Annotated in this window: 20 protein-coding genes and 1 pseudogene; 7 read left to right on the top strand and 14 right to left on the bottom strand. The window is 64.9% G+C overall.

Annotation, left to right across the window (positions count from 1 at the left end; all coding sequences use genetic code 11):
* Positions 1 to 242: 242 nt before the first annotated feature.
* The 13 genes from nifK to cobT all read right to left on the bottom strand — a co-directional run bounded on the left by nifK (position 243) and on the right by cobT (position 13,296).
* The gene (nifK, locus tag RGUI_RS10960) at positions 243 to 1,781 is read right to left on the bottom strand and encodes a nitrogenase molybdenum-iron protein subunit beta (RefSeq protein WP_081533097.1); all 1,539 of its coding nucleotides are present in this window, start codon (positions 1,779 to 1,781) and stop codon (positions 243 to 245) included.
* A 97-nt stretch (positions 1,782 to 1,878) separates the two neighbouring features.
* Positions 1,879 to 3,345: a nitrogenase molybdenum-iron protein alpha chain gene (gene nifD, locus RGUI_RS10955; protein ID WP_081533096.1), complete on the bottom strand. Its 1,467-nt coding sequence runs from the start codon at positions 3,343 to 3,345 to the stop codon at positions 1,879 to 1,881.
* 69 nt (positions 3,346 to 3,414) lie between these two features.
* Entirely contained in the window at positions 3,415 to 4,296 is an 882-nt protein-coding gene (gene nifH, locus RGUI_RS10950) for a nitrogenase iron protein (protein ID WP_081533095.1), read from the bottom strand.
* A 346-nt stretch (positions 4,297 to 4,642) separates the two neighbouring features.
* On the bottom strand, positions 4,643 to 5,476 hold the full coding sequence (locus tag RGUI_RS10945; protein ID WP_081533094.1) for an SIR2 family protein: 834 nt from the start codon (positions 5,474 to 5,476) through the stop codon (positions 4,643 to 4,645).
* 5 nt (positions 5,477 to 5,481) lie between these two features.
* Positions 5,482 to 5,691, bottom strand: a complete 210-nt coding sequence (gene nifT / locus RGUI_RS10940) for a putative nitrogen fixation protein NifT (RefSeq protein ID WP_081533093.1) — start codon at positions 5,689 to 5,691, stop codon at positions 5,482 to 5,484.
* A complete protein-coding gene (locus RGUI_RS10935; protein WP_081533092.1) occupies positions 5,688 to 5,966 on the bottom strand; it encodes a nitrogen fixation protein NifZ in 279 nt (92 codons plus the stop codon). The genes nifT and RGUI_RS10935 overlap by 4 nt, the downstream gene beginning before the upstream one ends.
* On the bottom strand, positions 5,953 to 6,780 hold the full coding sequence (locus tag RGUI_RS10930; RefSeq protein WP_253798250.1) for a 4Fe4S-binding leucine-rich repeat protein: 828 nt from the start codon (positions 6,778 to 6,780) through the stop codon (positions 5,953 to 5,955). Before RGUI_RS10930 ends, RGUI_RS10935 begins: the two co-directional genes overlap by 14 nt.
* A complete protein-coding gene (locus tag RGUI_RS10925) occupies positions 6,735 to 6,929 on the bottom strand; it encodes a 4Fe-4S binding protein (RefSeq protein ID WP_081533090.1) in 195 nt (64 codons plus the stop codon). Before RGUI_RS10925 ends, RGUI_RS10930 begins: the two co-directional genes overlap by 46 nt.
* 26 nt (positions 6,930 to 6,955) lie before the next feature.
* Positions 6,956 to 8,425 (bottom strand): nitrogenase cofactor biosynthesis protein NifB, encoded by a 1,470-nt coding sequence (nifB, locus tag RGUI_RS10920; RefSeq protein ID WP_081533089.1) that lies wholly within the window; start codon positions 8,423 to 8,425, stop codon positions 6,956 to 6,958.
* Between the two features lie 409 nt (positions 8,426 to 8,834).
* Positions 8,835 to 10,634 (bottom strand): nif-specific transcriptional activator NifA, encoded by a 1,800-nt coding sequence (nifA, locus tag RGUI_RS10915; protein WP_081536060.1) that lies wholly within the window; start codon positions 10,632 to 10,634, stop codon positions 8,835 to 8,837.
* Between the two features lie 366 nt (positions 10,635 to 11,000).
* Entirely contained in the window at positions 11,001 to 11,534 is a 534-nt protein-coding gene (gene cobC, locus RGUI_RS10910; RefSeq protein ID WP_081533088.1) for an alpha-ribazole phosphatase family protein, read from the bottom strand.
* A complete protein-coding gene (gene cobS, locus RGUI_RS10905; protein ID WP_081533087.1) occupies positions 11,525 to 12,292 on the bottom strand; it encodes an adenosylcobinamide-GDP ribazoletransferase in 768 nt (255 codons plus the stop codon). Before cobS ends, cobC begins: the two co-directional genes overlap by 10 nt.
* Complete coding sequence (gene cobT / locus RGUI_RS10900; protein WP_081533086.1) at positions 12,289 to 13,296, bottom strand: nicotinate-nucleotide--dimethylbenzimidazole phosphoribosyltransferase; 1,008 nt, start codon at positions 13,294 to 13,296, stop codon at positions 12,289 to 12,291. Before cobT ends, cobS begins: the two co-directional genes overlap by 4 nt.
* A 115-nt stretch (positions 13,297 to 13,411) precedes the next feature.
* Here cobT and cobU point away from each other — a divergent pair, with 115 nt between their 5' ends.
* The 3 genes and pseudogenes from cobU (at position 13,412) to RGUI_RS10885 (ending at position 16,881) form a co-directional block, all read left to right on the top strand.
* On the top strand, positions 13,412 to 13,921 hold the full coding sequence (cobU, locus tag RGUI_RS10895) for a bifunctional adenosylcobinamide kinase/adenosylcobinamide-phosphate guanylyltransferase (protein ID WP_081533085.1): 510 nt from the start codon (positions 13,412 to 13,414) through the stop codon (positions 13,919 to 13,921).
* 103 nt (positions 13,922 to 14,024) lie between these two features.
* Positions 14,025 to 16,063 (top strand): annotated as a pseudogene (recQ, locus tag RGUI_RS10890) (DNA helicase RecQ).
* A 59-nt stretch (positions 16,064 to 16,122) separates the two neighbouring features.
* Complete coding sequence (locus RGUI_RS10885) at positions 16,123 to 16,881, top strand: YaaA family protein (protein ID WP_081533084.1); 759 nt, start codon at positions 16,123 to 16,125, stop codon at positions 16,879 to 16,881.
* A 114-nt stretch (positions 16,882 to 16,995) separates the two neighbouring features.
* Here RGUI_RS10885 and RGUI_RS10880 read toward each other — a convergent pair whose 3' ends face one another.
* A complete protein-coding gene (locus RGUI_RS10880; protein WP_081533083.1) occupies positions 16,996 to 17,652 on the bottom strand; it encodes a GntR family transcriptional regulator in 657 nt (218 codons plus the stop codon).
* 140 nt (positions 17,653 to 17,792) lie between these two features.
* On the opposite strand from RGUI_RS10880, the gene dctP reads away from it, so the two are divergent.
* The 4 genes from dctP to RGUI_RS10860 all read left to right on the top strand — a co-directional run bounded on the left by dctP (position 17,793) and on the right by RGUI_RS10860 (position 22,268).
* On the top strand, positions 17,793 to 18,779 hold the full coding sequence (gene dctP, locus RGUI_RS10875; RefSeq protein WP_081533082.1) for a TRAP transporter substrate-binding protein DctP: 987 nt from the start codon (positions 17,793 to 17,795) through the stop codon (positions 18,777 to 18,779).
* Between the two features lie 61 nt (positions 18,780 to 18,840).
* Positions 18,841 to 19,386, top strand: coding sequence for a TRAP transporter small permease (locus RGUI_RS10870; protein WP_081533081.1), 546 nt, complete (start codon positions 18,841 to 18,843; stop codon positions 19,384 to 19,386).
* Entirely contained in the window at positions 19,386 to 20,702 is a 1,317-nt protein-coding gene (locus RGUI_RS10865; RefSeq protein ID WP_081533080.1) for a TRAP transporter large permease, read from the top strand. The genes RGUI_RS10870 and RGUI_RS10865 overlap by 1 nt, the downstream gene beginning before the upstream one ends.
* A 42-nt stretch (positions 20,703 to 20,744) precedes the next feature.
* Positions 20,745 to 22,268 (top strand): malonyl-CoA synthase, encoded by a 1,524-nt coding sequence (locus tag RGUI_RS10860; protein ID WP_081533079.1) that lies wholly within the window; start codon positions 20,745 to 20,747, stop codon positions 22,266 to 22,268.
* Positions 22,269 to 22,289: the final 21 nt, after the last annotated feature.

The following is a 22,289-nucleotide window of genomic DNA, read 5'->3' as shown; positions in this document are numbered from 1 at the left end:
GGCGCTTACGCTGCCCTCTGGGTGGCGTGGAAGTTCAAGTGAGATGAAAGCGGGGTGCTGTGCAGCGCCCCGCTTTTCTTCTGGTCCGTCTGATGCGTCCGCCGTTCCTTCTTCGCGCCGGCGCTCTCACCCAAAAGACATGCGGCCGGTGCAAAAACACCGGCCGCATGCGGGATGACGCCAAAGGGAACAATGCGGCCCGGGGGGATGGGACAGGAAAGGTGCCCCCGGGCAGCGTGGCGTCAGCGGGTGAGATCGAAGGAGATGTCGGTCTCGCCCAGGGTCCCGGTTTCGGTGTCGAGCTTGTCGAGCACCGTGTCGAGGATCTTGACCAGCACGGTCAGGCCACCCTGATAGCCCCAGGTCGGGAAGCGGTGGTGGTGGTGACGGTCGAAGATCGGGAAGGTCAGGCGGATCAGCGGGATACCCAGGTCACGTTCCAGGTATTTGCCATAGCTGCTGCCGATCAGCATGTCGGTCGGCTCGGTCGCGAGGATCGAGCGCAGGTGCCAAAGGTCCTTGCCCGCCCAGACCTGAGCATTCGCACCGAAGGGCGAAGAGGCCAGCAGTTCTTCCATCTGCGCCTTCCACTCCTTGCCGCCATTGGTGGCCAAGCAGTGGGTCGGCTCGCCGCCGGTTTCCATGACGAATTTGGCCATCGCGTAAACGAAGTCCGGATCGCCGTAGATCGCGTAGGTCTTGCCATGCAGGTAGGCTTGGCTGTCGGCCATCGCGTCGACCAGGCGGCCACGCTCCAGCGTCAGGCTTTCCGGAACTTCCTTGCCCGACAGTTCCGACACCTTCATCAGGAATTCGTCGGTGCCCTGCACGCCCATCGGGTAGTGGAAGTTGACCACTTCCTGACCGGTCTTCTCGATCATCTCCATGGTCTTCTTGGTGTTGTACTGCTGCATGGAGATGGTGGCCTTGGCGTTGATGGCCGCCTTGGTGTCTTCCAGCTTGGTGCCGCCGGAATACATGCGGAATTCACCATCCGACGGGGTGTCGTACACGTCCGACACATCCGACAGCACGGTGTATTCCACACCCATTTCGCCGAGGATCCGGTTCAGTTCGCGGATGTTGCCGACTGCAAAGCCGTCAAAGCCCGGGATGATGTTGATGGAACCGGTTTCCTTGCGCTCGGCGTTCTTCCAGAAGTGGTCGAGGATCCCCTTCATCATGTTGTCGTAGCCGTCGATGTGGCTGCCGACGAAGGCGGGGGTGTGCGCGAAGGGCACGTCGAAATCTTCCGGAACGGAGCCTTTGGTCTTCGCCTGAATGATGAAGGAGTTCAGGTCGTCGCCGATGACTTCCGCCATGCAGGTGGTGGAAACGGCGATCATCTTCGGCTCGTACAGTGCGTAGGTGTTGGCCAGGCCGTCAACCATGTTGACCAGACCGCCGAACACGGCCGCATCTTCGGTCATCGACGAGGAGACAGCCGAGGACGGCTCCTTGAAGTGGCGCGACAGGTGCGAGCGGTAGTAGGCCACGCAGCCTTGCGAACCGTGCACGAAGCTCATCGTGCCTTCGAAACCGGCAGCGGCGAACACGGCGCCCAGCGGCTGACAGGCTTTGGCGGGGTTGATGACCAGCGCTTCGCGGGCGAGGTTCTTTTCACGGTATTCCCACGACTTCGTCCAGTCGAGGATTTCGGTCACCTGGGGCGCGGACGGCGCGTTTTCGTACTTCGCCCGCTTGTTCTTGAGCATTTCCTTGTATTCGGGCTCATGGAACAGCTTGTTGTGGTCGAGGACCTTGTCTGCCGATTGAGGCATGAGTGCATTCCTTCTTCAGACCCGTCCGCATTCCGAGACGCGGCCGAAAGGGTTGATGGGGAGGGTGCGGGGGCGTTCAGGCCCCCGCCGAGGCCGATCAGGCCGATTTCTTCCAAGGCGCGTCGTACATGCCCCAGACCGGGTTGTTGATCGCCAAGTCCATGTCACGGGCGAAGATGGCGAAGCCGTCATAGCCGTGATAGGGGCCGGAGTAGTCCCAGCTGTGCATCTGACGGAACGGGATACCCATTTTCTGCGTCGGGTATTTTTCCTTGATGCCGGAGCCGACGAGGTCGGGACGGATGGTCTCGATGAACTTCTCCAGCTCGTAGCCGGTCACGTCATCATAGATCAGCGTGCCTTCCTTGATGTATTCGCCGGTCCGCTTGTAGTCGTCGCCATGGGCGAATTCGTAGCCGGTGCCGACGATTTCCATGCCGAGGTCGTCATAGGCGGTCACGACGTGACGGGGGCGCAGGCCGCCGACATAGAGCATGACTTTCTTGCCTTCGAGACGCGGTTTGTACTTGGCGAGGATCTCGTCAACCAGCGGCTGGTACTTCGCGATGACCGCTTCGGCGTTGTCCTGGATCTTCTTGTCGAACTTCGCGGCGATGGCGCGCAGGGATGCGGCGATCTGGCTGGGCCCGAAGAAGTTGTATTCCATCCACGGAATGCCGTGCTTCTCTTCCATGTGGCGGCAGATGTAGTTCATCGACCGGTAGCAGTGGATGAGGTTCAGCTTGGCTTTCGGCGCGTTTTCCATTTCGGCCAGCGTCGCATCGCCCGACCAGGAGCCGACCACGTTCAGGCCGATCTCTTCCAGCAGGATGCGGCTCGACCAGGCGTCGCCACCGATGTTGTAGTCGCCGATGATGGTGACGTCGTATTCGCCGGGCTCGTAATCGGCGCCTGTGCCGTTTTCCAGAACCCAGTCACGCACGGCGTCGTTGGCGATGTGGTGACCCAGCGACTGCGAAACGCCACGGAAGCCTTCGCAGCGGACGGGCACGATGGTCTTGCCGCTTTCCTTCTTCTTCTTCTTGGCCACGGCTTCGATATCGTCGCCGATCAGGCCGATCGGGCATTCCGACTGGACCGAGATGGCTTTCGACAGCGGGAACAGCTCGTTGATCTCGTCGATCGTCTTTTCAAGCTTCTTGTCGCCGCCGAAGACGATGTCTTTTTCCTGGAAGTCGGTCGTGAACTGGAAGGTCACGAAGCTGTCGATGCCCGTGGTGCCGGTGTAGTAGTTGCGGCGCTGGGACCAGGAGTAGTGACCGCAGCCAACGGGGCCGTGGGAGATGTGGACCATGTCCTTGACCGGGCCCCAGACCACGCCTTTCGAGCCGGCATAGGCACAGCCGCGGATCGTCATGACGCCGGGCACGGATTTCACGTTCGACTTCACCGTGTCGCATTTCGACACGATCTCGGTTTCGCCCTCTTCGATCGGGCCGGCGGTGCCGAGGTGCTTGGCGCGCTTCTTTTGCGCTTTCTTCGGGTAGGCGGCGAGAACCTCTTCGATCAGCTTCTCGTGCCCGTCTTCAAGATCTTTTGCCATCTTCGAGGCTCCTTGGGACAGGGAGGGGGCCGGCGGCGCATTGCGCCGGCCCGGGACATTGGGTGTGGCTTACGCCTTGCCCTCTTGCGCGGCGATCTGCGCGAGACGGTCTTCCTCGGACTGCATGATGCCGAAGTCGAGCAGCATCTCCTCCAGCTCTTCCATGGTGACCGGGGTCGGGATCACACCCTTGCCGGAGTTGGCATGGACCTTCTCGGCCAGCTGGCGGTATTCTTTCGCCTGGGCGCAGTTCGGGTCGTACTGGATAACCGTCTGGCGACGCAGTTCGGCGTGCTGAACGACGTTGTCGCGCGGGACGAAGTGGATCAGCTGGGTGCCCAGTTTCTTCGCCAGTTCCTCGGACAGGTCGAGTTCGCGGTCGGTCTGACGTTCGTTACAGATCAGGCCGCCGAGACGCACGCCGCCGGAGTTGGCGTATTTCAGGATGCCTTTGGAGATGTTGTTGGCGGCGTAAAGCGCCATCATCTCGCCCGACATGACGATGTAGATTTCCTGGGCCTTGTTCTCGCGGATCGGCATGGCGAAGCCGCCGCACACAACGTCGCCCAGCACGTCGTAGGAGACGTAGTCGACATCGTCATAGGCGCCGTTCTCTTCCAGGAAGTTGATGGCGGTGATAACGCCACGGCCGGCACAGCCAACCCCCGGCTCGGGGCCACCGGCTTCGGTGCACTTGATGCCTTTGTAGCCGACCTTCATCACGTCTTCGAGTTCGAGATCTTCGACCGAACCCATTTCGGCGGCCATCTGGATCACGGTGTCCTGCATCTTGGTGTTCAGGATCAGACGCGTGGAGTCCGCCTTGGGGTCACAGCCGACGATCAGGATCTTCTGATCCATCTCGACGAGCGCGGCCAGCGTGTTCTGGGAAGTCGTGGATTTGCCGATACCACCTTTGCCGTAGAAGGCGATCTGTCTCAGGTCGCTCATGGGTCTTTCCTTTGCAGCTAATTCGTTTGGTGTCGCGAGAAGGCGTCGCGGCCGCTCTCACCCCTTGTTAAGCAGGGAGCGTGCCAAGCCGTGGGAATTTATGTTTTCATTTGTTTTTAAGGGTTTGGGCGTCTCCGCCGCGCTTTCGTCACATGTGTCGAACACGACAAACACCCGACAAAGGCCGCGCGATTGGATTGTCGGTGCATGTGACATGCGCCGACATTGCGAAAATTCGGCCGGGGCGAAGGCGTGGACTCTTGAAGGGGCAGGCATCCGAAACCAAAACGGCCCCCGAAACGGGGGCCGCAGGAGCAGGATAGGGGCGCCACAGCGCCAAGTGGGGTCAGGCCGGGGCGGCGATTGCCTCGGTCACGGCCGAAAGCGGCAGGTCCAGAACCTCGATGCCGAGTTCTTCCATGAACTTCTGTTCCATCCGGCTCAACTCGCCCTCGATCACCGCGGCGTGGCCGGTGGCAGAGCGTTTCGCGATCTGCCGGGCAAAGAGCCGCAGCATCTGATCGTCGAAGCGGCAGCCGAGGAACAGGAAGGGCCGCCCGGTGCGCCGGGTTTGCACATCTTCCGGGATCGGCGACTGGATGTCGATTTCTGTCAGGACCTCGACATAGTCGCTGTCGGACATCAGGAAGGAGTGCCCTTCCCGGATGACGCCATGGGGTTTGTAGACCAGTGTTTCCCACGCCGGGTCGGGCTGTTCGCCGATTTCTTCCAGCGCGGAATCGAAGGCACGGTTCCAGATCTCGTGCCATTCGCCGTTGCGGCTGGCACCCTGCACAAGGCCCCAGCTTCCCTCGCCCCCGGTTGCCATGGCGTCGAGGATGGCGCTGTCATACCAGGCATCGACGATCAGCGGCGGGCGCACACGGGCCAGCCACTTGTGCAAGGGGCCCGGTTCCGGACGGTCGGCAAACGCCTCCAGCACGATGGCCTCAAGCGTCTTGCGCAAGCGGCGGCTTTCAACGAATTGCGCCACCGACCACATGTTGCCGCGGGCGCGTTTCGGCGCGCGCACCTTGGCCTCGATCGCCTCGCAAAGCTCGGCGGGAGAGGCGGGTTGGTTGCCGCCCGACGATGCCGCGACGCCCGCACCCAGATAGGGGATGCGGGTGCCGGCGGCGACCTCGTCCAGCAGGGTGGAAAGACGCTCCCGGGCGGTCATGGCGCTCACTCCACCGACAGGCGGCGTGCATCCACCGTGATCGGCAGTTTCGGCGCCTCGTCGAATTCGGGCATCTCGAAGGTCCAGCCGTTGGACAGTTTCGCCCAGCCGCCCCAAAGGCCCTCTTTCTCCTGCTCCACGACCAGTTCTTCGAGGTCTTTCTTGGGAACGTATACTTCCATGCCCTTGGGGGTTTCACGGACCATGATCTTCATGTCGCCATCTCCTTGTCGACGCTGATGAGTTCGTCACGGCGCATGCCCACGATGGACCGGCTGTCCACGAACTCCACTGCATAGATGTAAAACTGGTTCAGAAAGGTGCCGATGTCGCGCACATAACCTTCTTCGTCCTTGCGGACAACGAAGTCGCCGATCTCGGCGCCCGGCACGGTGCCGTCGTTGCGGATATGTTTCTTGCAGCGGACCTGTTCGCCCGGCTCGAAGGCCGGGGGCCCGTAGATTTCGATTTCGCGGTCATCCGTCGACATGGGGCACCTTTTCGGCGTTGAGGGTTTCAAGGCGTTCGGCTGCGGCCTCGCGCACGGGCGCTTCGGGGTCGTCGCACATCTGCCGGGCAAGCTCGGCATGGGCGCGTTCGGCCACGGTGTGGCGGACGCGGATATCCTCGTCGCGGGCCAGGGTGCTGAGGAAATCTTCGCCGATCCGTCGGGCCACGGCACAGCGCACCCGGGGTTCGGGGTCGAACAGCATCTTGCCAAGCCATTTCGTCGCGACGCGTTCGGCGACGGTCTTTCGCACGGTCGGGTCGGGGTCGCCCATCAGGATCGGCAGCACGCCCGGATCGGCGCGCCGGGCGGCCACCTGCCGGACATAGAAATCCTCGTCATGCAGAAGCGGAAGCAGATCGGTTAGCGGCATGCGCCAGGCCAGCGCCACGCGTACCTCTCGGTCGGGGTCGTTCAGCGCGGCGCGGGACTGGCCGGCGGGCAGCCGGGTCACCGCCACGGAACGGACGCCCGGGTCGGGATCGTCCAAGAGCGGGCGCAGGCGGAAGACATTGGCGACGCGGGCGGCATTGGCGCGCGTCTCGGAATAGGGATCGTCCAGACAGGTATCGGCCATGTCAGGGTTCAGCATGAAGAACCGCGCGATCCGGGGGGCATAGCGATCAAACGCACAGGCCCAACCGGGGCCGCATTGCCGATCGGCCAGAAGGTCGGAAAACCGGCAGGTGGCGCAGTCAAGCGCCTGTCCCTGCCAGTCTACCGGATCGGGGCCGCCGGGCATGATCTGCGTCAGGCCGGTATGCAGGTGTTGGGCACCGGGCAGACCTCGGCGCATTGCGGGTTTTCGAAATGCCCCTCGCATTCGCTGCACAGGTTCGGGTCCACCACGAAGGTGTCCTTCACCATGCGGATCGCGGCGTTGGGGCATTCGAACTCGCAGGCGCCGCAGGCGGTGCAGGTCTCGGTGACGATCTTGTAGGCCACGGGGTGCACTCCCTTCTCGCGGTCGCTCAGGCGGTCTTGGCGCGGCGCGCGGCGCGGGATTTCAGCACGGCGGCGATGGCGGTTTCGATATATTCCTCGCCAAGGCTGTCGATGGCTTCGATCCCCGCATCGGACAGGCGCTTGCGCGGGCCCCCGCCGATCATCTGGCACAGCACGTAGGGCACATCTTCCAGCACGCGGATGATTTCGTCCATACGGTCTTCGTCGCCATAGCCGCCCAGGCAGTAATTATCCGCCCGGCGATGACCGACGAACCGGATGCCATCGGCGTCGGCCTCGTACATCTGGAACTCGGTCGCCTTGCCGAAATGCAGGTTGATCCGGCCCGACCCTTGGGTGCAGACCGCGAACAGCACCGGCTTTTCGACCGTTTCGGCGGCGGCTTCCTCGGCATATTTCGCGGCGGTCTCGCGGTCCTTGCGTTCCTCGGCGACCCAGTCGCGATAGGCTTCGCGCGCCTCGGACCCGTCCGGGATCACCTCTGGCAGCTTGTCCAGGGTGAATTCCTGTCCGCGATCCTCGCCCAGAAGGCCCACGGCGTCGGCGCGGCATTGGCGGCAGTGGCGCATCAGGTTGGCGCCGTCGGCGCATTCGTCCTGCACCTTCTTCAACTCGGCCGCGGTCGGCCCACGCTGGCCGGTCAGGCCGAAATGGGTGCCGTGCGCGGGGTCGGAGATCAGCGGCATGATGTTGTGCAGGAACGCGCCGCGTTTCTTGACCGCCTTGTTCACCTCGACCATGTGGTCGTCGTTGATGCCGGGGATCAGGACGGAGTTGACCTTTACCAGCACCTCGCGCTCGGTCAGCATCTCAAGCGCCTGCAACTGCCGGTCGCGCAGGATGGTCGCGGCTTCCAGCCCTGTGCGGCGTTTGCCCTTGTAGAAGATCCACGGGTAAATCTTGGCACCGATCTCGGGGTAGATCGCGTTGATGGTGATGGTGACGTGGTCGACATTCATGTCCACGATCTGATCGACATAGTCGGGCAGGGAGAGACCGTTGGAGGACAGGCACAGCTTGATGTCGGGCAGCTTTTCGGAAACCAGATCGAAGGTCGCCTTGGTCTTGCGCCAGTCATAGGCGGCATCGCCGGGACCTGCGATACCCAGAACCGACAATTGCGGCACCTCGGCAGCGACGGCCAGAACCTTGCGCGCGGCCTGTTCCGGCGTCAGCCGTTCGGACACGACGCCGGGGCGGCTTTCGTTCGCGCAGTCGTATTTCCGGTTACAATAGTTGCACTGGATGTTGCAGGCGGGCGCCACGGCCACGTGCATCCTGGCGAAGTAGTGGTGCGCCTCTTCCGAGTAGCAGGGGTGATCCTTGACCTTGGCCCAGACCTTGGGGTCCATGTCCTCGGGGCCGGCGGAGGAGCCGCAGGACGATGACGAACATCCCCCCTTGCTCAACTCTGCACCCATTTCTTTCCGGTTGGAGACCGTAAGGCCAGAAATCGGGATCAAGGGCGCGGACATGGGCGGTCTCCTTTGCTGTGCTCGCTCGTCACAGGTTAATGAAGCATGTACCGTGCCAAGTGCGTTTGTCGGCTTTTCCGGGGGATGGGGCCACATTGACGCAGTTTGTGCCGTCGCGGGGCGGACAGAGCGTCGCAAATCCGACATCGATGTCGCGCGAAGGGTCGGGATGGCGCGGCTGAACCGTGTCGGGTCGGGTGGGATCGGGCCGCGACGGCGGGAAAAGAAAGGCGCCCGCCTTGGGGGTGTGGCGGGCGCCACCCGGCGGTAATGCCGGGCTTGCCAAGGCCGAAACACACCAACCCTGGCCAGGCCGAAGCCCTGTGTTAACCTAGATTGAAATTAACTTGGGCGAAACCGCAGAAGTTGGCCTTTTGGCTAACGTTTGCGGAATCCTGCGCAGTCGCCTTCAGAACTTCCGAACTTCGATATTGTGCTTCTTGAGGGCATAGCCGATCTGACGCGGGGTCAGGCCCAGAAGCCGCGCGGCCTTTGCCTGAACCCAGCCCGAACGTTCCATCGCGTCGACCAGGCGGGCGCGGTCGTCCTGCGGCGAGATGCCGTTTTCAAGCGGACGGTCCATCGGGGCCGCAGCGCCGGGCATCGACCCCTGCGCCGGTTCGCAAAATCCGTTCGGGGGTTGCGGGCTGGGCGTCACAGGCGGGCGCCGGGTGGCCGAGCTGTCGATCACCGGCAAGGGCGTGCGGATCGCGGCCAGACCGCCGATGGGCGAATGCTCCCCGGTCTGCATCCGCCAAAGCTCTGCCGACAGGCAGTTGCCCTGGGTACAGGCCATTTCGCGCACGTCGATCTCTGTCCCGGAAGACAGCGCGGCCATTCGGCTGATGCAGTTTTCCAGTTCGCGGACATTGCCGGGGAACTGGCAGGTCGCCAGTTGCGACATCGCCTCGGGGCTGATCCGCTTGTTCATGCCGTTCTGTTCGTTGAACCGGTTCAGGAAGGCTTGGGCCAGTGTCGGCACGTCCTCCAGACGCTCGCGCAGGGCCGGCAGCATGATCGGCACGACGCAGATACGGAAATACAGGTCGGCGCGGAAATCGCCCCGGGCCACGGCGGCCTCAAGATCCTTGTTGGTGGCCGTCACCAGCCGGACATCGACCTTCAACGTCTTCGCGCCGCCGACCCGTTCGTATTCGCCTTCCTGCAGGATGCGCAGCAGCTTGGCCTGAAACTCCGGCCCGATTTCGCCGATCTCATCAAGGAACAGCGTGCCCTTGTCGGCCAGTTCAAAGCGACCCTTCTTCTGGGCCACGGCGCCGGTGAACGACCCCTTTTCGTGCCCGAAGAGTTCCGATTCCAGCAGGCTCTGGCTCAGCGCGGCGCAGTTTACCTTGACGAACGGCTTGTCGCTGCGGTCCGACAGAGAGTGCACGGCGCGGGCGAAAAGCTCTTTCCCGGTGCCGCTTTCACCCCGCAGCAGGACGGGCGTATTGGTCGGCGCCACCTTGCGGATTTGCGAGATCACCGCCTTGATCGCCGGGCTGTCCCCGATGATCCCTTCGATCGGTTTGGAAAGGCTCTTGTCCGCCCGCACCGCGTTTTCATTGGCCTGCCGCAGGGCAAGACGTGCCTCTTCCATCAGGCGTTCGCGGTCCCGCGCGACAAGGCGGCGGAACTTGACCGATTGTTCGAGGATTGAGGCGATCATGGTCATCACCCGCAGGTCCTCGTCGATATTGTGCCCGTCATCCTCTGTCAGGTCGCGCCACGCGCCAAGCACGCCGATCACATAGGGCGAATGCACCTGTTCCCGGATCGGAACGGCGAGATAGGCAAACTGGTCATGCGGGGCGTCCTTGGGCAGCGCATCGGGGCCCAGTTCGTTCAGCACGTCGCAGGACACCAGCGACACACCGGTACGGAACACCGCCCGCGTCGCCTTCAGCGGCATGGCGCCGGACGCGGCCGGCTTGCCGACCGACCCCTTGGTGGTTGCCGCGATGACGTAGGGATTCAGTTCCTTCTTCCCGGCCTTGTCCCCGCCCGTATCGTCGAGAAGCGCCAGCGCCCCCATCTGCAAGCCCATGAAAGAGGCCATGACGTTCAGAACGGACGGCATGGCAGCGACAGGGTCGCTGGACCCGGTCAGAATCTTGGCCGCTTCACAGACGGTATCCAGCGGCAGATGTTCGAATGATCCTTGGGGTGGCACGGGATGAGCGTTTCTGTCAGGGGGCGAGATTTTCATGGCTTCCTCGACTTTCAATGTCATCATCCGAACAGTGCCCGCCCTTGTCCATGCCCTCTGCCTCACATCTCTCGTGATGCGTGTATTTGGGGCCGGTGCTTCCCGGGTTTCTGTCAGTTTTCATACAATGGATGCTGCGCTGCCGAAAAATTCAGCATCAGGAAAGCATGAAAAGACGGCCGGACACCCATGGCGGAATACAATTTGAAATGAAGTGATTCTAATTGTGTGCGTCACCTTCGGGCGGCTCTCATGTGTTGCGGGGCAAGGGCTTAGCCGGATATCCCCGGGCAGTTTGTCGGGGATATGACACAGAAAAGGCAGTTGAGGCGCCACGGGCGGACCAGCCGGGCCGCCCGTGGCGCCCTACAGCCGGCCAAGGTCCTCCGCCGAAAGCGTCAGGGCCTCACCGAAGGCGAAGCGACGCTGCCATGTCGCATCCTGCCCGGTCAGGTTGAGCGCGGCGCGCATGACACCGGCATGGGTGATCAACAAACAGCCTTGCCCCTCTCGAAGTCCGGTCAGCAAATCCGCGACACGGGTCTTGAACATCGCGACGCTTTCCCCGCCATGGGGGCGGGCATGGTCGAAATCGGCCGCCCATGCATCCAGTTCGGCAAGGGGAACGTCGTCCCACGCCACGCCTTCCCATGTGCCGAAATCCATCTCGGCCAGCCGCGGGTCGGTCTCCACCCGCAGGCCACGGGCCTGTGCGATGTGGTCTGCAAGGCGCAGACAGCGTGTCAGCGGGCTGGACAGGATGCGTGTCGCCGGTGGCAGGGACCGGGTCAGCCGGTCGGCCTCATCCGGGAAATCGGGGCCGGGCGGCAGGTCCAGACGGCCATAGCAGGTGCCCGGCGCCACATCCGGGGCGGTGTGGCGCACGAGGGTCAGACACATGCGAGGATAGCCAGAAGAACCGCGGTTTCAGACAGTTGCTGCACCGCGCCCAGACCGTCGCCGGTATAGCCGCCCAGCCGCCAACGGAACATCGCCTCCATGCGGATCAGGACCGCCGCCAGCGCGATCAGCGTGACAAGCGCGGCCACCGGCCCCACGGTCAGCCCAAGGCCCAGCAGCGTCACGCCGCTGGTCGCCAGCGCGATGCGCAGCCCGCGTGGGCCGGGCCCGGTTCCGGCGAAGGCCGCCTTGCCGTCAGAGCGCGCATAGGGCAGCCGCGCCATCATCAGCACCGGCGACAGGCGGCTGAGCCCGTGGGCCGCGATCAGCCCCGCCATCGCGGCGCTGCCCAGATGGGAAAGTGCCGCCACCTTGACCGCCAGAACCAGCCCCAGCGCGACCGCGCCATAGCTGCCGATCCGGCTGTCGCGCATGATCTCCATCGCGCGGGCGCGATCGGCGGCCCCGCCCAGGCCATCCGCGATGTCGGCAAGACCATCCTCGTGCAGCGCGCCGGTCAGCCGAACGCCCAGGGCCACCGCCAGCAGCGCGGCAACAAGGGGCGGAAAGACCAGCGCGGCCAACCCGTAGGCCAGCGCCAGCACCGCGCCGATGCCCAGCCCGACAAGCGGGAACCAGGCAGAGGCCAGGCGCATCCGCTCGGGGGAGTACTCGGCCTCTACCCGGACGGGCAGGCGCGTCATGAACAGGGCGGCGAGACGGATCAGCCCCGCCTCGTCCCTAAGCCGCGCGGTCATGCGGGGCCTGCGACCCCGGCGTCCTCGAAGCTCGCCATCTCGTTGAGCATCGCGGCGGCCGCCTTGACCAGCGGCCAAGCCAGAAGTGCACCGGTGCCTTCACCCAACCGGAAATGCAGATCGAGCAGCGGATCGGCGTCAAGCGCATCCAGAAGCGCCCGGTGCCCCTGTTCCTGCGACTTGTGCCCGAAGACCATGGCGCCGCGCGTCTCGGGTGCGATCCGGACCGCGGCCAGCGCGGCCGATGTCGCGATGAAGCCATCCACGATCACGATGCGCCGTGCCTCGGCCGCGCCCAGCATCGCGCCGGTCATCATCGCGACCTCGAACCCGCCATATTCGGCCAGAGCCTCTTTGGGGGCCAGCTCCCCGGTGCGCGCCGCGGCCTTTTCAAGAACCGCGCGTTTGTGGGATAGCCCGTCATCATCCAGCCCGGTGCCGCGGCCAACCAGAATATCCAGACCCACGCCGGTCAGCTTGTGCCCCAGCGCGGCGGCCGTCGCGGTATTGGCAATCCCCATCTCGCCAAAAGCCACGGCATCGTAGTCGCCATCGGTGCCCATTTCCCGGCCCGCGGCCAAGGCGGCCTCGCATTGATCCATGGTCATCGCTGGGCCGGTCAGGAAGCTGGCCGTGCCCGCGCCGATGCGCCGGTCGATCAGGCCATCGACCCCGAACGGCTCCCCGGCGACACCGGCATCGACCACGCGGAAATCCGCCCCGACCGAGCGGGCAAAGACATTGGCCCCGGCCCCGCCGGCCAGAAAGTTCAGCACCATCTGCCGCGTCACTTCCTGCGGGAAGGCCGACACGCCCTCTGCCGCGATGCCGTGATCGGCGGCAAAGATCGTCAGGCCGCAGCGCTCCATCCGGGGGGTCAACGTGCCCTGAACGGTCGCGATCTGCGTTGCCAGATCCTCGATCCGGCCAAGCGACCCCTGCGGCTTGGTCTTGAGGTCGATCTTGCGCTGCAGGGCGGTGGCGAAGGTGTCGGGGGCGTTCATGGTCTCTCCATCTGGCATCGGCGGCGCGCGGGCTGCCGGGAAAACAGGGCGGTTGAATGCCACCTCTGCCCGGGCTATGCAACCGCGCCCGCATTGCACGGAAGGAACACCGGCCATGTCCCGCATCATCCTTGTCACCGGCGGCGCGCGGTCGGGCAAGAGCCGCCATGCGGAGGCTTTGGTGCGCGCAATGCCCGGCCCGCCTATCTATATCGCGACGGCCGAGGCCGGGGACGATGCCGAGATGCAGGCGCGCATCGCCCATCACGTGGACCGGCGCGGGGCGGGCTGGACCACGGTCGAGGAACCGCTGGACCTTGCCGGGGCGCTGGACCGGAGCGACGGCGAAGGGCCGCGCCTTGTCGATTGCCTGACGCTCTGGCTGTCGAACCACATGTTCGCCGACCGCCCGTGGGAGCCGGAGGCCGATACGCTGATCGCCGCGCTTGGCCGGCAACGAAGCCCGGTCGTTCTGGTGTCGAACGAGGTCGGCATGGGCATCGTGCCCGACAATGCGCTTGCCCGGGCTTTTCGCGATGCGCAGGGCTTCCTGAACCAGCGCGTCGCCGAAGTGGCCGACGAGGTGATGTTCGTGGCCGCTGGATTGCCCCTGCGCCTGAAATAGCAAGGCTGGGGATTGCCCCGATCCCGATGCCGGGACTTGTCCCCCCGCCTGTCGACCGGTAGCGTGTCGGTGGGCGCAATCCACCAGATACACCGCAGGTTCCATGGCCGAAGCACAACATCTTCTTGCCTCCGTCTTCGGATTCGATGCCTTCCGTCCAGGTCAGGAAGAGATTGTCACCGCCGTTGCTGCGGGCCGGAACACGCTGGCGATCATGCCCACGGGCGGCGGGAAATCCCTGTGCTATCAACTGCCCGCGCTGATGCGGGAGGGTGTGACGGTGGTGATTTCCCCGCTGATCGCCCTGATGCGCGATCAGGTGCGCGGCCTGCGGGAGGCTGGCGTTGCCGCGGGGGCCCTGACGTCGGGCAATACCGAGGACGAAACGGCAGAGGTCTTTCGTGCCCTCGATGCCGGCGACCTGAAACTGCTCTACATGGCGCCAGAGCGTCTGGCCGCGGGCGGCACAATCAACATGCTGCGCCGGATCGGCGTGGGTCTGATCGCGGTGGACGAGGCCCATTGCGTCAGCCAGTGGGGCCATGATTTCCGGCCCGATTACCTGCGTATCGGCGATCTGCGCCGCGACCTGGGCGTTCCGCTGGCCGCCTTTACCGCCACCGCCGATGCCGAAACGCGCGAGGAAATCGTGCGCCGCCTGTTCGACGGGGTGCCGCCCGAAAGCTTTCTGCGCGGCTTCGATCGGCCCAATATCCACCTTGCCTTCGGGGCGAAGGACCGCCCGCGCCAGCAGATCCTTGCCTTTGCCGCCGCCCGCAAGGGACAGTCCGGGATCGTCTACTGCGCGACGCGGTCGAAGACCGAAGGTCTTGCCGCGGCGCTGTCGCAGGCCGGGCACAGCGCCTGCGCCTATCACGGCGGGATGGAGGCCGACGCGCGGCGCCAGGTCGAAACGCGGTTCCAGCAGGAGGACGGGTTGATCGTGGTGGCCACGGTCGCCTTCGGCATGGGCGTGGACAAGCCCGATATCCGCTGGGTCGCCCATGCCGACCTGCCCAAGTCGATCGAGGCCTATTATCAGGAGATCGGCCGCGCGGGCCGGGACGGGGCGCCGGCCGAAACGCTGACGCTGTTCGGGGCCGACGATATCCGCCTGCGCCGCGCCCAGATCGATGAAAGTGCGGCGCCGCCCGAACGGAAAGGCGCCGATCACGCCCGGTTGAACGCGCTTCTGGGGCTGGCCGAGGCGATGGCCTGCCGCCGCCAGACGCTTTTGTCCTATTTCGGGGAGGATGCCGCCCCCTGCGGTCATTGCGATCTTTGCGACACCCCGCCGGACCGGTTCGAGGCCACCGAAGCCGTGCAAAAGGCGTTGTCGGCCATGCTGCGCACGGGGGAGTATTTCGGCACCGGGCACCTGATCGACATCCTGACAGGAACCGAAACGGACAAGGTGCGCGCCCGCGGCCATGAGGCCTTGCCGACCTTCGGCGTCGGCAAGGAGTTCGACCGCAAGGGCTGGCAGGCGGTGTTCCGGCAGATGATGGGCCGCGATCTTGTCCGCCCCGACCCCGAACGCCACGGCGCCCTGCGCATGATGCCCGCCGCCCGCCCGATCCTGAAAGGCGAGCAGGGGATCGAGTTGCGCCGTGACACGATCCGGGCGGAACGCAACCGCCCCGTGGTCAAGGCGCTGGTGTCGGAGGAGGACGCGCCGCTTCTGTCTGCGCTGAAGGCCAAGCGCCGTGCGCTGGCCGAGGCCGCGAATGTCCCGGCCTATATCATCTTTACCGACCGCACCCTGATCGAGATGGCGGAAACCCGGCCCGATAGCATGGACGCGATGGCCCGGATCGGCGGGGTCGGCGCCACAAAGCTGCAACGCTATGGCGCGGCGTTCCTGGGCGTCATCACGGGCGCGGCGCCGGACATGCCCCACCCCGCACGGCGCAAGCTGTCGGGGCGGTCCGAAGGGCAGTTGTTCGACCGTCTCGCCGCGGTTCAGGCGGACCTGTCGCGCGGGGCCGACGGGCATGAAAAGCCCCTCAGTTGTCCGGCCTCGCTGCTGGCCAAGCTGGCCGAGGTCAAGCCGCGCGACATGGGTACGCTGACCCGGCTGCTGGGGAACGCCGGGCCGACCGGTTCGGCGCGGCCTTCCTTGAGGTTCTGGCCGAGGCGTAGGGCTGGACGCCACCGTCTGCCCTGCTATCTCTCGGCGCGATTTCAAGGAAAGGACCCGGATGCTTGTCGTATTGTCGCCCGCGAAACGCCTGAACGAAACCCGCGCCGCGGGGCATGCCACCACGACGCCGCGGTTCCTTGACGAGGCGGCGGAGCTTGTCGATGTCGCGCGCCACTGGCCTGCGGACGACATTGCCGCGTTGATGAAGGTCTCTCCCGCGATTGCAGAGCTGAATGCCGGGCGCTTTGCCGCCTGGTCGCCGAATGCCGAGGGGCGGCAGGCCGCCGGGGACATGTTCGATGGCGATGCCTTCAAGGAGCTTGAACTGGCCACGCTGGACGAGTTTGCCCGGGCCGAGGCGGCGCGGCGGTTGCGCATCCTCTCTGGCCTTTACGGGTTGTTGCGGCCCACCGATGCCGTCTGTGCCTACCGGCTTGAAATGGGGCGCAAGCTGCCCGGGCACCCGGCGGGAACGCTGTACGCCTTCTGGGGCACCAAGATCGCCGAGGCGCTGGTTGCGGACGCGGCCGACGTCGGCACGAAGACCATCCTGAACCTCGCGTCGGAGGAATACGCCAGCGCCATCGACCGCGCGGCGCTGGGCAATCTGTCCCTGATATCGCCCCGGTTCGAGGAAGAGCGCGGCGGCGTGCGCAAGGTGATCGCGGTGTCGGCGAAACGCGCGCGGGGGGCCATGGCCCGCTGGGTTCTGGAAAACGGCGTGACGGAGTCTGCCGATCTTACGGCCTTTACGGTGGGGGGCTATGCGTTCGACCCGGAGTCTGCCGTTGACCGGCCTGTATTCGTGCGGGGGTGAGGCGCTGGGCCTGACAGGGTCGGGCAGGCGTGACCGCCGGAAATAGGGCAAGTCACGGCGTCCGCGGGGTTGGCGCCGCGTAAAGGCCGCCGCGCGTGGCCCCGGCCTTGCACGTCACTCCGCCGCCGGTTTCAGGCTTGAAATCAGATAGTGGAATTTCTCGCCCTGCACGGCGACATGGCTCCGGATCGCCTCGGCCGCGGCCGTCCCGTCACCTGCATCCAGCGCGGCCACCACGCTTTCATGCTCTGCCATGGATTGCCGCAGCCGCCCGCGCAGGCGCAGTTGCAGGCGGCGGAAGGGTTGCAGGCGGCGATGCAGGCGCAGGCTTTCCTGTTCCAGAAACCCGTTGCCGGATTCCCGATAAAGAATGGCGTGGAACCGCTCGTTCTCCCGGTAGTAGCCATCGGCATCCTGTGCCTCGACCGCCTGCCGGCAGCGGTCATTGGCGGCGCGCAACGCGTCCAGCGCCGCGTCGGAGATCCGCCGGGCGGCCAGCCGCGCGCAGACGGCCTCCAGCTCGGCCATGACCTCGAACATCTCTACCAGTTCGGCCAGCCCCGGTTGGCGGACGAAGACGCCGCGGCGCGGCCGTTGCTCGACCAGCCCCGACAACGCCAGACGCTGCAACGCCTCCCGGATCGGGGTGCGGGAGACCGAGAAGCGTTCGGCAAGCTGCGCCTCGTCCAGACGGTCGCCATCTGAAAACGTGCCGTCGAAGATCAGGCTCTCAAGCTCGTCCGCGATGATGTCGGATCTTTTGCGCTCCATGCTATGCGCTCTAGCGCGTGCGCCAATTGCACGCAAGAATAGTGCGATTGTATACGAGAAGGTTGACTGAAAAAGCCGCCGATGCAACACAAGCGACAGGTCCGGCCAACAAAGGATCGGACGTCCACGGGAGGAAATCGATGAACATCAAACACACGGCCACCGCCGGGGCGCTTGCGCTTATCTCGGGCACGGTGACCGCAAGCGCGACTGATCTGCGCCTGTCCCACCAGTGGTCCGACAAGGACGTGCGCCATCAGGTTGCGCAGATCGTGGCCGATGAGGTCGCCGCGGCCGACGTCGATCTGCAGATCCGGATTTTCCCCACGCAGTCGCTGTTCAAGGCGCGGGAGCAGTACAAGCCCCTGTCGCGCGGGCAACTGGACATGACCGTTCTGCCGCTGTCCTATGCGGGCGGTCAGCAGCCGGCCTATAACCTGACGCTGATGCCGGGGCTGGTGAAGAACCACGACCACGCGGCCCGGATGAACGAAAGCCCGTTCATGGAGGCGATCGAGGCCAAGATGGCCGATGATGACGTGATGGTGCTGGTCCACGGCTATCTGGCGGGCGGCTTCGCGGGCAAGGACAAGTGCATCACCGCGCCGGCCGATGTCGACGGGTTGCAGATGCGCGCCGCGGGCAAGGCGTTCGAGCAGATGCTGGCCGGTGCCGGGGCCTCCATCGCGTCGATGGCGTCGTCGGAGATCTACAACGCGATGCAGACAGGCGTTCTGGATGCGGCGAACACCTCGTCCTCGTCATTCGTCAGCTATCGTCTGTATGAGCAGGTGGGCTGTTACACGCCCGCGGGCGATTATGCGCTGTGGTTCATGTATCAGCCCCTCTTGATGAACAAGTCCACCTTCGAGGGGCTGAGCGACGCGCAGCAGGCCGCCCTGTTGACCGCCGCCGAGAAGGCGCAGGCCTTCTATCTGGAAGAGGCCAAGAAGGAAGACGCCGAATCCCGCCGCGTGTTCGAAGAGGCCGGCGTGGAAATCGCCGCCATGACCGAGGCAGAGTTCAACGCCTGGCGCGACCTGGCGAAAGAGACCTCCTACAAGGCCTTCGTCGCCGATGTGCCCGACGGGCAGCACCTGCTGGATCTCGCCTTCGCGGTCGAGTGAGCGAACGCGGCGGTGCCCTGAGCGCCGCCGCCCTTTCCCCGTCCGCCAACCGGAGGAGCCCATGAAGGTTCATGAGGCCACCGTCGCGCATTCCGGCCGCAATCCGTTCCTGCGCGTCGTCGCCGCGATCTCGACCCTTGCGGGGTGGTGTTCCGCGGCGATGATCGTGACCGCCGTCGCGATCACCTGCCAGATGATCTTCATCCGCTTCGTTCTGAACGGTTCGACCATCTGGCAGACCGAGGCGGTGGTCTACCTTGTCATCGCGGCCACGCTGGTCGGCCTGCCCTATGTGCAGCGCCAGCGGGGGCATGTGAATGTCGATCTGGTGCCGCTGGCGCTGGGGCCGCGCGCGCGGCTGTGGCTGGCGGTGATGACCCTGTCGGTTTCGATCCTGATCGTGGGCGTGATGTTCGTCTACGGCTATGAATTCTGGCATTTCGCCTGGGCGCGGGGCTGGCGGTCCGACACGGTCTGGGGCGTGAAGCTGTGGATCCCGTATCTGTCGATCCCGGTCGGTTTCGGCCTGTTGCTGTTGCAGCTCGTCGCCGATCTGGTGGCGCTGATCCTGCGGGTCGACCGCCCCTTCGGCCTGGAGGATATCTGATGGACCCTCTGCTTCTGGGCGGGCTTGTCGCGCTGGCCACGATCCTTGTGCTGTTTTCCGGGGTTTCCGTGGCGCTTGGGCTGCTGATCGTGTCGGGTGGGTTCCTGATCGTCTTCGACGGGATGCGGTCGCTGGGGCTGATGCCGGAGATCTTCTTTGGCAAGCTCGACAATTTCGCGCTGCTGTCGATCCCGATGTTCATCATCATGGGGGCGGCCATCGCCTCCACCCGGGCAGGGGCAGACCTTTACGAGGCGCTGGAACGCTGGCTGACCCGGGTCCCCGGCGGGCTGGTGGTGTCGAATCTGGGCGCCTGTGCGCTGTTCGCGGCGATGTCGGGGTCCAGCCCCGCCACCTGCGCGGCCATCGGCAAGATGGGCATCCCCGAGATGCGCAAGCGCGGCTATCCCGAGGGGGTCGCGGCAGGCTCCATCGCGGCCGGCGGCACGCTGGGTATCCTTATCCCGCCATCGGTCACGATGATCGTCTACGGCATCGCCACCGAAAGCTCTATCGGCCGGCTGTTTCTTGCGGGCGTGGTGCCGGGGCTGATGTTGGTGGGCCTCTTCATGGCGTGGTCGCTCTACTCCACATGGCGGTCCGGCGATGCCCGGCTGCTGTCCGCAGGCACCTATTCATGGCGCGAGAAGGTGGAGATCCTGCCCCGCGTCCTGCCCTTTCTTGCCATCATCATCGGGGTGCTTTTCGCGATGTATGGCGGGGTTGCGACGCCATCGGAAACCGCCGCGGTGGGCGCGCTGCTGTGCCTTCTGATCGCGATGATCATCTACCGGCTGTGGCACCCGCGCGATGTCTGGGTGGTGCTGCGCGACAGCACGCGGGAATCGGTAATGATCCTGTTCATCATCGCGGCGGCGGGGGTGTTCTCTTACATGCTGTCCTCGCTTTTCATCACGCAATCCATCGCGGAATGGATCGGCACGTTGCAGGTCAACCGCTGGGTGCTGATGGGGGCCGTGAATGTGTTCCTGCTGATCGCGGGGTTCTTCCTGCCGCCGGTGGCGGTGATCCTGATGGCCGCGCCCATCCTGTTGCCGATCATCACCACCGCGGGGTTCGATCCGATCTGGTTCGCCGTCGTGCTGACCATCAACATGGAAATCGGGCTGATCTCGCCTCCGGTCGGTCTGAACCTTTATGTCATCAACGGGATTGCGCCGGATATCTCGCTTCGGACGATCCTTGTCGGGTCGCTGCCCTATGTCGCCTGCATGGTGCTGGCCATCGTGTTGTTGTGCCTGTTCCCCGGCTTGGCGACATGGCTGCCCGATCTCGTCATGGGGCCCGGGCTGTGACGCGGCACGGCCCGGACCATCCCTAGATCAGGAGCTTCACAGATGGCGAACCCGCTCTACGACCGCCTGTTCGGGAAACATGCCGGCAAGGGCACGCCCTTCCTGCATCTGCCCGATGGCACGACCCTGACCCATGACGCCTTCCTTCGGCTGGCGGCGCGATTTGCCCATGTGCTGACGGCGCGCGGCCTGCGGCCCGGCGACCGTCTGGCCGCTCAGGTGCAGAAATCGCCCCAGGCCCTGGCGCTGTATGCCGCCTGTGTTCAGGCGGGCATTGTCTTCCTGCCGCTCAACACCGCCTACACGGTCGATGAACTGACCTATTTCATCGAAAACAGCGGTGCGGCGCTGGTGGTGTGCGACGGGCCGAAGGCGGCCGACATCGCCCCGGTGTGTGACCGTCTGGGTGCGCGGCTTGAGACGCTGAACGCCGATGGCACCGGATCGCTGGCCGAGGCGGCGCAAAGCATGCCCGATGCCTTCGAAACCGTGGAGCGGGCCGTGGATGATCTTGCGGCGTTTCTCTATACGTCGGGGACGACGGGACGGTCCAAGGGGGCGATGCTGACGCAAGGCAACCTATTGTCCAACGCGGCGACGCTGGCGGATTACTGGCGCTTCACGGCCGCGGATGTCCTCTTGCACGCGCTGCCGATCTTTCACACCCACGGGCTTTTCGTGGCGACGAATGTGACGCTGGTGGCTGGCGGGGCGATGATCTTCCTGCCGAAATTCGACCTCGATGCGATCCTTGCGGGCCTGCCGCGGGCCACCGCGATGATGGGTGTGCCGACCTTCTATACCCGGCTGCTGGACGATCCGCGCTTTACGCAAGAGGCCGCCCGCCACATGCGGTTGTTCATTTCGGGCAGCGCGCCCTTGCTGGCCGATACCCACCGGCAGTTCGAAGAGCGTACTGGCCACCGCATCCTTGAACGCTACGGCATGACCGAGACCAACATGAACACCTCCAACCCCTATGAGGGGCAGCGGCGCCCGGGGACTGTGGGCTTTCCGCTGCCGGGGGTGGAGGTCAAGATCACCGATCCCGAAACCGGCGCCCCCTTGACGGAGGGCGAGATCGGGCAGATCGAGGTGCGTGGCCCCAATGTGTTCAAGGGCTATTGGCAGATGCCGGACAAGACCGCGGCGGAGTTGCGCGCGAACGGGTTCTTCATCACCGGCGATCTGGGCCTGATCGATGCGGATGGCTATGTCCACATCGTGGGCCGCAACAAGGACCTGATCATTTCCGGCGGCTACAACATCTACCCCAAGGAAATCGAACTGGTGCTCGACGCCCAGCCCGGTGTGCTGGAAAGCGCGGTGATCGGCGTCCCGCATGCGGATTTCGGGGAAACGGTGCTGGGCCTGATCGTGCCCCGCCCGGGCGAGGTGCCGGACCTTGACGCCATCGGTGCCGCCGCCGGCGCCTCGCTCGCCCGGTTCAAGCATCCGCGCAAGCTGTTGCTCGTCGACAGCCTGCCGCGCAACACGATGGGCAAGGTGCAGAAGAACCTGCTGCGCGAAGCCTATTCCGACGCGTTCGCCGGACCAGAGGCATAACGCGCCGCGGCGGCGGTTGCG

Source organism: Rhodovulum sp. P5 (genome assembly GCF_002079305.1).
Classification (GTDB): Bacteria; Pseudomonadota; Alphaproteobacteria; order Rhodobacterales; family Rhodobacteraceae; genus Rhodovulum.
Note: the sequence above shows the minus strand (reverse complement) of the source record. Positions and strands in the feature narration are given on the sequence as shown.

Coding starts and splice junctions, on each gene's coding strand:
- nifD (WP_081533096.1), bottom strand. CDS start 3,345: ATGGCAAAAGATCTTGAAGACGGGCACGAGAAGCTGATCGAAGAGGTT.
- RGUI_RS10865 (WP_081533080.1), top strand. CDS start 19,386: ATGGACCCTCTGCTTCTGGGCGGGCTTGTCGCGCTGGCCACGATCCTT.
- nifB (WP_081533089.1), bottom strand. CDS start 8,425: ATGTCCGCGCCCTTGATCCCGATTTCTGGCCTTACGGTCTCCAACCGG.
- dctP (WP_081533082.1), top strand. CDS start 17,793: ATGAACATCAAACACACGGCCACCGCCGGGGCGCTTGCGCTTATCTCG.
- RGUI_RS10930 (WP_253798250.1), bottom strand. CDS start 6,780: ATGCGCCGAGGTCTGCCCGGTGCCCAACACCTGCATACCGGCCTGACG.
- RGUI_RS10945 (WP_081533094.1), bottom strand. CDS start 5,476: ATGACCGCCCGGGAGCGTCTTTCCACCCTGCTGGACGAGGTCGCCGCC.
- RGUI_RS10870 (WP_081533081.1), top strand. CDS start 18,841: ATGAAGGTTCATGAGGCCACCGTCGCGCATTCCGGCCGCAATCCGTTC.
- nifA (WP_081536060.1), bottom strand. CDS start 10,634: ATGAAAATCTCGCCCCCTGACAGAAACGCTCATCCCGTGCCACCCCAA.
- nifT (WP_081533093.1), bottom strand. CDS start 5,691: ATGAAGATCATGGTCCGTGAAACCCCCAAGGGCATGGAAGTATACGTT.
- cobS (WP_081533087.1), bottom strand. CDS start 12,292: ATGACCGCGCGGCTTAGGGACGAGGCGGGGCTGATCCGTCTCGCCGCC.
- RGUI_RS10880 (WP_081533083.1), bottom strand. CDS start 17,652: ATGGAGCGCAAAAGATCCGACATCATCGCGGACGAGCTTGAGAGCCTG.
- cobT (WP_081533086.1), bottom strand. CDS start 13,296: ATGAACGCCCCCGACACCTTCGCCACCGCCCTGCAGCGCAAGATCGAC.
- nifH (WP_081533095.1), bottom strand. CDS start 4,296: ATGAGCGACCTGAGACAGATCGCCTTCTACGGCAAAGGTGGTATCGGC.
- RGUI_RS10860 (WP_081533079.1), top strand. CDS start 20,745: ATGGCGAACCCGCTCTACGACCGCCTGTTCGGGAAACATGCCGGCAAG.
- cobU (WP_081533085.1), top strand. CDS start 13,412: ATGTCCCGCATCATCCTTGTCACCGGCGGCGCGCGGTCGGGCAAGAGC.
- RGUI_RS10935 (WP_081533092.1), bottom strand. CDS start 5,966: ATGTCGACGGATGACCGCGAAATCGAAATCTACGGGCCCCCGGCCTTC.
- nifK (WP_081533097.1), bottom strand. CDS start 1,781: ATGCCTCAATCGGCAGACAAGGTCCTCGACCACAACAAGCTGTTCCAT.
- RGUI_RS10885 (WP_081533084.1), top strand. CDS start 16,123: ATGCTTGTCGTATTGTCGCCCGCGAAACGCCTGAACGAAACCCGCGCC.
- cobC (WP_081533088.1), bottom strand. CDS start 11,534: ATGTGTCTGACCCTCGTGCGCCACACCGCCCCGGATGTGGCGCCGGGC.